Below are 8,212 nucleotides of genomic sequence, written 5' to 3' on the forward strand. Positions count from 1 at the left end.
TCGGGAATTTTTTGTGAAGCTGGCGGCCTCTTCGCGGGCAAGCCTCGCTCCTACAGCAAAATCATGAAAACTCACTGAATAAAAATTATTTTCATCCAGCCCTATCACTTTTTGATTCTCGTCCGGCACACAGGCAATTGAGAAGTATTCCCTTTCAGGAGCCGTTGCATGTCCCGTTCGCTAGACACCTTCCTGCGCCCCAGTTTGCTGGCGGTCGCCATTGCCCTTTGCACGCCGTTGGCCAGCAGCCAACTGATTGCCGCCGAACAGGCGTCCAGCGTTCGTGCCTACAACCTGCCGGCCGCGCCACTGGCCAGCACCCTGAATCAGATCGCCAGCCAGGCCGGCCTGCCGCTGTCGTTGAACCCATCGCTGGCGGCGGGCAAGACGTCCAATCCTGTCAAAGGCCAATACGACGCTGCCGGCGCCCTGCGCGAAGCCTTGCGCGGCACCGGCCTGCAACTGGAACAGAGCAGCACAGGCACCTACACCCTGGTAGCCGTGCCCGAAGGCGTGGTGGACCTGCCGGCGACCAGCGTGATCGCCGCAGAAAACACTGAAAGCGCCTGGGGCCCGGTGCAAGGCTATGTGGCCAAGCGCACCGCCGCCGGCACCAAGACCGATACCGCCCTGGTCGAAGCCCCTCGCTCGATTACGGTGGTGACCCGCGAGCAACTGGACGACCGTAACGCCCACACCCTCGACGACGCCGTGCGCTACGTGCCAGGCACCACCGGCGCCAGTTTCGGCAGCGATACCCGTGCCGACTGGTTGCGCGTGCGCGGTTTCGAGCCGACCCAATTCCTCGACGGCCTGCCGTTGCCAAAAGGCGTGTACGCCAACCCGAAACTGGAAACCTGGAACCTCGACCGTCTCGCCGTGCTGCGCGGCCCGGCGTCGTCCGTGTACGGCCAGACCCCACCGGGCGGCCTGCTGGACATGGTCAGCCGCCGTCCCAGCGCCGAGGCCAGCAATGAAGTCCAACTGCAATACGGCAGCGACAATCATCGCCAGATCAACTTCGCCAGCACCGGCAAGATCGATGACGAAGGTCAGTTCCTGTACGGCCTCAGCGGCGTCGTGCGCGATGGCGGCACGCCCATCGACCACATCGACGACAAGCGCTACAACATCGCGCCGAGCTTGACCTGGAACATCGACGAAGACACCAGCCTCACCCTGCTCACGCAATTCACCCGTGACGATACCGGCATCACCAGCCAGTTCCGTCCGATCCAGGGCACCCGGATTCACTCGCCACTGGGCGAAATTTCCCACCACAAAAACCTGGGCGACCCGGACTGGGAATTCTACGACCGCACTTACTACGCACTGGGCTATGCCTTCGAACATCGCTTGAACGACGTTTGGCAGTTCCGCCAGAACCTGCGCTACACCAAATCGGAGCTGTCCTTCCAGGCGCTCACGCCGGGTGCCTATCCGTTCACCCAGGTCGATGCCAACGGCAACGTTGGCCGTACCAGCACCTCGACCGACGAAGACATCGGCCAGATTGCCGTGGACAACAACCTGCAGGGCGACTTTGCCACCGGCGACATTCGCCACACCCTGCTGCTCGGCCTGGATCACCAGCGCACCGACACCACCTACACCTCGATCTTCGGTGACGGCCTGACCACCAACGTCAACAACCCGATCTACGGCCTGCCAATCGTGCGTCCGCCGCGCTCGTCGGCCTTCTACGACTACAACCAGAAGACCTACCAGACCGGCCTGTACGTCCAGGACCAGATGGCCCTGGATCAATGGCGCCTGACCCTGGGTGGCCGTGAGGATTGGGTGCACACCAGCACCGAATTCTTCAACAAGGGCGATGCCACCAACACCGACCGCAACAAGAACTTCAGCGGCAACGCGGCGATCAGCTACGTGTTCGACTCCGGCTTCGTGCCGTACCTGTCCTACGCCGAATCGTTCCAGCCGGCGAGTAACGCCGATACCTCCGCCACCGACTCGTTCAAGCCGACCGAAGGCAAGCAGTGGGAACTGGGTATCAAATACCAGCCACCGGGCAGCAGCACCCTGCTGACCGCCGCGGTGTATGACCTGACCCAGAAAAACGTCTCCGTCACCAACAACATCGACGGTATTCCGGTGACCAGCCAGACCGGCGAAGTGAAAGTCAAAGGCCTGGAACTGGAAGCGGTTTCCGACGTGACCGAAAACCTCAAGCTCACCGCCGCCTACACCCTGGCCAAGTCCGAAGTGCAGGATGGCGCGTTCAAGGGCAACCGCCTGCAACTGATGCCTGAGCAGCAAGCCTCGATGTGGGCCGATTACACCTGGCACAACGGCGTTCTGGACGGCTTCGGCATCGGCGGTGGCGTTCGCTACACCGGCAACACCTACGGCGACCAGGCCAACACCGAGCTGGGCAAGGCCAATGCCTATACCGTGTTCGACGGCGTGGTTCATTACGACCTCGGCCGCCTGGACAACAGCCTCAAAGGCGCGTCGCTGGCGGTCAACGCGACCAACCTGTTCAACAAGGACTACATCTCCACCTGCGACAGTTTCTACTGCTACTACGGCGACGAACGCAGCGTCGTCGCCAGTGCCACCTACAAGTGGTAAGGGTTTGAGCTGACACGTCCAGTACCCGGGCCGTCCTTCAAGGACGGCTTTGGTATTTCTGAAGGCCATGAAATGAAAAGTAAAACAATTCGCCGCTGGTCCTTTGTCCACACCTGGACCAGCCTGATTTGTACGGTGTTTCTGTTGCTGCTGGCACTGACCGGCCTGCCGTTGATCTTTCATCACGAAATCGATCACCTGCTGGGCGATGCGCCTGAAGTGAAGGCAATGCCGGCGGACACGCCGCGCCTGGATTTGCAGCAACTGGTGCAGGCGGCCGAACGTCATCGCCCCGGTGAAGTTCTGCAATATTTCGGCTTCGAAGACGACGAACCCAATGCCGTGCTGACCATCATGGCGGCGACCGCCGGCACCGAGCCGAACTCGTCCCATACCTTCATGCTCGACGCCCGCACCGGCGAAGCACTGGAAACGCCATCGGCCAACGGCGGCCTCACGCTGACTCTGTTACGCCTGCACGTGGACATGTTCGCCGGGCTGCCCGGCAAGCTTTTGCTGGCCTTCATGGGCCTGCTGTTCGTCATCGCGATTATCTCGGGCACCGTGCTGTACCTGCCGTTCATGCGCCGCCTGAAATTCGCCACCGTGCGCCAGGACAAATCCACCCGCCTGCGCTGGCTCGACCTGCATAACCTGATCGGCGTGGTGACGCTGACCTGGGCGTTGGTGGTCGGCGTGACCGGCGTGATCAGCGCCTGTGCCGACCTGATCATTGCCGCCTGGCGTAACGACACCTTGAACGCGATGATTGCGCCCTACCGCGACGCACCGCCGCTGACGCACGTGGCGCCCGCCAGCCGTTTACTCGATATCGCCCGTGAAGTCGCACCGGACATGCAGCCCGACTTCATTGCCTTCCCCGGCACGCGGTTTTCCAGTGAGCACCATTACGCGGTGTTCATGAAAGGCAGCACCCACCTGACCTCGCACCTGCTGACGCCGGTCTTGATCGACGCCAGTACGCTTGAAGTCACCGCCGTGGCCGAACGCCCGTGGTACATGGACGCCATGGGCATGTCGCAACCGCTGCATTTCGGCGATTACGGCGGCATGCCGATGAAGATCCTCTGGGCGACCCTGGACGTGCTGACCATCATCGTGCTGGGCAGCGGCGTGTATCTGTGGGTGGTGCGGCGCAAGGCCGCGAAACCTGTGCTGGAAAAAGCGGAGAGCGCGGCATGAAGCCCCGGCAGTCGAATTTCTGGAAAGTCTTCGCCACCCCCATCGTCATCGCCTTGTTCAGCGCCGCGGGACTGTTTTCCGCGCTGCTCGGCGATGGCGTGTGGGATGCCTTGAGCTGGCTGGGGCTGGGCATTCCAGCGTTCCTCGCCCTGCGTGGCCTGCTGCAACGCCAGTAACCTCCCCTCAATGTAGGAGCGAGCACGCTCGCGATGGTGACCCAGACAACGCGGGCATTCAGACATCCCGCGTTATCGTTGACGACCATCGCGAGCATGCTCGCTCCTACAGGGGTTCCGTTTAACGCGTTATGCTGCCCGACACCGCCACCGACTGAGACGTCGCCATGTCCACCCCAAGCATGACCCTGTACCACAACCCCCTTTCCCCCTTCGTCCGCAAAGTCATGGTGCTGTTGCACGAAACCGGTCAACAGAACCGCGTGGCCCTGCAAAATTGCGTACTCACCCCGGTCGCACCCGATGCTGCATTGATCGATGACAACCCGCTGAGCAAAATCCCCGCCCTGCGCCTGGCCGACGGCAGCGTCATCCACGACAGCCGCGTGATCCTCGACTACCTCGACCACCAGCACGTCGGCAACCCGCTGATCCCCCGCGAAGGCTCCGCCCGCTGGCGCCGCCTGACCCTGGCCTCGCTGGCCGACGGGATCATGGATGCCGCCGTACTGGTGCGCTACGAAGTCGCCCTGCGCGCCCCGGAAAAACACTGGGATGAATACCTCGACGGCCAACGCGACAAAATCCGCCGCGCCCTGGCCCTGCTGGAAAAAGACGCCATCGCCGAACTGACCAGCCACTTCGACGTGGCGGCCATCAGCGTGGCGTGTGCCCTGGGTTACCTGGACCTGCGCCACCCGGACCTGGACTGGCGCAGCGCCAATGCGCAACTGGCGGCGTGGTATTTCGAAGTGAGCCAGCGGCCTTCGATGCTGGCGACGATGCCGAAGGTTTAAGCCTTTAATGCTCGCTCCAACATGGAATGCGATCCACTGTAGGAGCGAGCACGCTCGCGAAGGTCGTCAACGATAACGCGGGGTGTCTGATGCCCCGCGATGTTCTTGAGTGCATCGCGAGCATGCTCGCTCCTACAGGGAATGATGCTGCTTCTGTAGGAGCGAGCACGCTCGCGATGGTCGTCAACGATGACGCGTGTTTACTGGCGAAACACAACGCTCAGATCAGCAGTCCGGCTTATCCGCCGTAAACCGCCGCGCCGGGTTCACCGCCGCCCCAAACTCTCGCAAGGCCTTGGCCCCAATCAGCAACGGATAGTTGAAGCTGCTGCGGTCAGTCAGGTTGACCTCCACGGTCCGCTTGACGTTGCCCAGGCACAATTCCAGGTCGACCACCGGGCGCTTGGAGGGCGCAACCACTTCCTGATCGTCGTCACTCTCTTCGGAACGGGTCTTGATCTTGCTGATCCGCGCCACCTTGTGTTCGAAGACTTTATTGCTCGCACCTTCGGTGGCCAGGCGGAAACGCACCCACTCTTCGCCATCGCGGGTGAAGGTTTCGATGTCCTTGGCCGACAGCGATGCGGTCAGGGCGCCGGTGTCCATTTTGGCCTTGAGCACGGCGCCACCGATTTCCGGCAGGGCGATGTATTCGTAGCGCCCGTACAGGGTGGGTTCAGCGGCCATGATGGGCAGGGCGACGAGGGACAGCAGAGCGAGGAAGTGTTTCACGTGATCCTTGTCCTTGAGAGATGAGCAGCGGGATTTTAGACCGTTGTTTACCTGATCGTTCCCACGCTCTGCGTGGGAATGCAGCCCGGGACGCTCTGCGTCCCATCGGTACCTGAACAAAAATCGGCAGCGTGGCTGGAACGCGGAGCGTCCCTTGAGGCATTCCCACGCAGGAGCGTGGGAACGATCAATACCCGCCCAACCTATCGCACTCAAAGTGAAACATTCGTCATCCGCCGATTTGGCCTGTCGCCCGAAGCTGCTTATCATGGCGCGCCCACACGCTTTCAAGAGTCGCTTATGCGCCGCCTGCTCACCGGCTGTCTCGTCACCCTGCTGCTGTTGCTCAACACCCTGGTCCTGATCGGGCCGCTGATGGTGTTTGCCTTGCTCAAACTGGTCCTGTCGGGCCGTTTTCGCGATGTCGCGTCCCACGCGGTGATGTGGATCGCCGAAACCTGGTCGGAAATCGACAAATTGATCTTCCGCCTGTGCATTCCCACCCAATGGGACATCCGCGGCGGTGATGATCTGCGCCGCGACACCTCATACCTCGTCATCAGCAACCATCAGTCCTGGGTCGATATCCCGGCGCTGATCCAGACCCTCAACCGCCGCACACCGTTCTTCAAGTTCTTCCTCAAGAAAGAGCTGATCTGGGTGCCGTTCCTGGGCCTGGCGTGGTGGGCGCTGGATTACCCCTTCATGAAGCGCTACACCAAGGCCTTTCTGGCCAAACACCCGGAACTGGCCGGCAAGGATCTGGAAATCACCAAGGCCGCGTGCGAGCTGTTCAAGCGTCAGCCGGTCACGGTGGTCAATTATCTGGAAGGCACCCGCTTCACCGCCGCCAAACGCGTTCAACAGCAATCGCCCTTCACTCACCTGCTCAAGCCCAAGGCCGGTGGCGTGGCCTTCGTATTGGCGGCGATGGGCGAACAGCTGGACGCGATCCTCGACGTGACCGTGGTTTATCCACAGGGAAAAATTCCGGGGTTCTGGGATTTGATCAGCGGCAACGTGCCCAGGGTGATCATCGATATCCACACCCGCGAACTCGACCCGGCGCTGTGGCAGGGCGATTACGAAAACGATCCGCTGTTTCGTGAACAGATCCAGAACTGGGTCAACCAGCTCTGGACCGAGAAAGACCGCCGTATCGACGCCTTGCGCGCCGAACGCCGTTGATCAACTGCCGGCGGTGCCGATACCGGTGCCGGTGCCCCAGATGCCACCCAGGCTTTGCAGCAGCCCACCGGTGACGCCCTGCTGACCGAGGAACTGCAGGATCACCGGGGCGAACAGGCCGACCATGCCGGTGTCCATGCCCAGGGTGCTGAATGCGTTGTTCAGGTCATTGCCGTCCTTGACGTTGCCCAGGGCATTGTCCAGCCCGGCCGCCTTCCCGCCGGCGCCGATCAAACCGACAATGGCACCCAATTGACCGCCGCCGGACAGCGCGTCGATCCCCGGCACGCTTTTGGCCAGCTCCGAATAGTCGGTCGAACTCAACTGGTTCTTCGCCAGCCCCAGCATCGCGGCAGTGCCACCGATGGCCTGTTGCGGCGTTACGTTCAACTGGCTGAGTTCACTCAGCAGGTCCGCCGTCTGCGGCGTCGGCGCTGCATCCGTCTCCTCATCGCTGCCTTTCATCCCCGCAATGGCATTGGCTGCATCACCCAGGCTGAACTGCGCGAAGACCGGACCGGCGGCCAGGGTCAACAAAGAAGCCAATGCAAAACCGCGTGAAATCTTCATCCAGACCCCCTCAATGAAAAACCGCCCGGCAGACGGGCGGCAAAAACTGTGCGTTGGACTGGCAGCCCGCCACATTGTTCCCATCCGCCGGTCCAGTCTGCGGAGGTGCTCTCGTAGGAGCGAGGCTAGCCCGCGAACAGCGGTATCACTGACCTACCCCCTTCTTCATCCCCAAACACTCAATGGAGTGATCGACCATCGCCTTGGCAATCTCCAGCAAATGCCAGATCGAGTACACCATCGCCCGGTCGGCCCCCTTGAGGTGGTCACCACACTGATAGGCCGTGACCGACGCACAGCGCAGCAGGTCGGCGACATACAGTTGGGTGTCTTCGAAGCTCACGTCCTTGCTGACGTTGTAGAAGCGCAGTTCATCGGGGGGCGCGGGCTGGTCGCCCGTGAGGTAGAAATCAATGGCGCGGTACAGCGCTGATCGATCTCGAAGCAGGTCGTCGGTGACGGATTCGTTGGTGGGGTTTTCGGGTGGTGGATCGGGTACGGATTTTTCCATGTGATGCTCCTATTGCTACATGGGAGCCGACACCTATCGCCTACTAAACGATTGGGTGATGGCTGTACGCAGGTTAGTAGGCCGGTCAATAGGAAAAACCGGTGCACCCGAAGGCACCCCACGCACAGCCACCATTTTCTGCATGCGGCAAAAATCACCGGACATGAGCTTGGCATTGCTATGCGCCTATTGTTCCGGGCTACTAAACCCGATCACTGATGAGCAGTGACGGGCCGAGACTAGTCAGCGGTTTTACCAGGCGCAAGCGGGCGAAATGATCTAGGAAATGTCCTGCAAAAGATAGGGATAGAGCCTTCGGAAAGGCTGAACTTGCTGTACGAAATATCGCCACAACCACCCCCTCCCCTGTAGGAGCGAGCACGCTCGCGATGGTCGTCAACGATAACGCGGGGCATCAGGTTTCCCGCGTTATCGTTGAC

At 61.2% G+C, this 8,212-nt stretch carries 8 protein-coding genes; 5 read left to right on the top strand and 3 right to left on the bottom strand.

Translation table 11 applies throughout. From position 1 onward, the window contains the following. The first annotated feature begins 168 nt into the window (after positions 1-168). The 4 genes from ACQKP2_RS23275 (at position 169) to ACQKP2_RS23290 (ending at position 4,771) form a co-directional block, all read left to right on the top strand. Positions 169-2,595, top strand: a complete 2,427-nt coding sequence (locus ACQKP2_RS23275) for a TonB-dependent siderophore receptor (protein WP_427579811.1) — start codon at positions 169-171, stop codon at positions 2,593-2,595. A 72-nt stretch (positions 2,596-2,667) separates the two neighbouring features. Next, positions 2,668-3,798 (top strand): PepSY-associated TM helix domain-containing protein, encoded by a 1,131-nt coding sequence (locus ACQKP2_RS23280; RefSeq protein WP_427579813.1) that lies wholly within the window; start codon positions 2,668-2,670, stop codon positions 3,796-3,798. Then, positions 3,795-3,974: a hypothetical protein gene (locus tag ACQKP2_RS23285; RefSeq protein ID WP_427579815.1), complete on the top strand. Its 180-nt coding sequence runs from the start codon at positions 3,795-3,797 to the stop codon at positions 3,972-3,974. Before ACQKP2_RS23280 ends, ACQKP2_RS23285 begins: the two co-directional genes overlap by 4 nt. Positions 3,975-4,141: 167 nt before the next feature. Further along, complete coding sequence (locus ACQKP2_RS23290) at positions 4,142-4,771, top strand: glutathione S-transferase (RefSeq protein ID WP_427579817.1); 630 nt, start codon at positions 4,142-4,144, stop codon at positions 4,769-4,771. Between the two features lie 225 nt (positions 4,772-4,996). Here the strand turns inward: ACQKP2_RS23290 and ACQKP2_RS23295 are convergent, their stop codons facing one another. Next, positions 4,997-5,503 (bottom strand): ATP-dependent zinc protease family protein, encoded by a 507-nt coding sequence (locus tag ACQKP2_RS23295; protein WP_427579818.1) that lies wholly within the window; start codon positions 5,501-5,503, stop codon positions 4,997-4,999. A gap of 300 nt (positions 5,504-5,803) precedes the next feature. Between ACQKP2_RS23295 and ACQKP2_RS23300 the strand changes: the two genes are divergently transcribed. Further along, positions 5,804-6,691 (top strand): acyltransferase, encoded by an 888-nt coding sequence (locus ACQKP2_RS23300; protein WP_427579820.1) that lies wholly within the window; start codon positions 5,804-5,806, stop codon positions 6,689-6,691. Here ACQKP2_RS23300 and ACQKP2_RS23305 read toward each other — a convergent pair whose 3' ends face one another. Together ACQKP2_RS23305 and ACQKP2_RS23310 are read right to left on the bottom strand one after the other, a co-directional pair. Continuing rightward, positions 6,692-7,261: a DUF2780 domain-containing protein gene (locus ACQKP2_RS23305; protein ID WP_427579822.1), complete on the bottom strand. Its 570-nt coding sequence runs from the start codon at positions 7,259-7,261 to the stop codon at positions 6,692-6,694. It abuts the gene before it with no gap. A 145-nt stretch (positions 7,262-7,406) separates the two neighbouring features. Beyond that, on the bottom strand, positions 7,407-7,772 hold the full coding sequence (locus ACQKP2_RS23310; RefSeq protein ID WP_427579824.1) for a DUF6124 family protein: 366 nt from the start codon (positions 7,770-7,772) through the stop codon (positions 7,407-7,409). Between the last annotated feature and the right edge of the window lie 440 nt (positions 7,773-8,212).

This window comes from Pseudomonas sp. NPDC089569 (genome assembly GCF_050280625.1).
Lineage (GTDB): Bacteria > Pseudomonadota > Gammaproteobacteria > Pseudomonadales > Pseudomonadaceae > Aquipseudomonas.

Coding starts and splice junctions, on each gene's coding strand:
- ACQKP2_RS23275 (WP_427579811.1), top strand. CDS start 169: ATGTCCCGTTCGCTAGACACCTTCCTGCGCCCCAGTTTGCTGGCGGTC.
- ACQKP2_RS23280 (WP_427579813.1), top strand. CDS start 2,668: ATGAAAAGTAAAACAATTCGCCGCTGGTCCTTTGTCCACACCTGGACC.
- ACQKP2_RS23285 (WP_427579815.1), top strand. CDS start 3,795: ATGAAGCCCCGGCAGTCGAATTTCTGGAAAGTCTTCGCCACCCCCATC.
- ACQKP2_RS23290 (WP_427579817.1), top strand. CDS start 4,142: ATGTCCACCCCAAGCATGACCCTGTACCACAACCCCCTTTCCCCCTTC.
- ACQKP2_RS23300 (WP_427579820.1), top strand. CDS start 5,804: ATGCGCCGCCTGCTCACCGGCTGTCTCGTCACCCTGCTGCTGTTGCTC.
- ACQKP2_RS23305 (WP_427579822.1), bottom strand. CDS start 7,261: ATGAAGATTTCACGCGGTTTTGCATTGGCTTCTTTGTTGACCCTGGCC.
- ACQKP2_RS23310 (WP_427579824.1), bottom strand. CDS start 7,772: ATGGAAAAATCCGTACCCGATCCACCACCCGAAAACCCCACCAACGAA.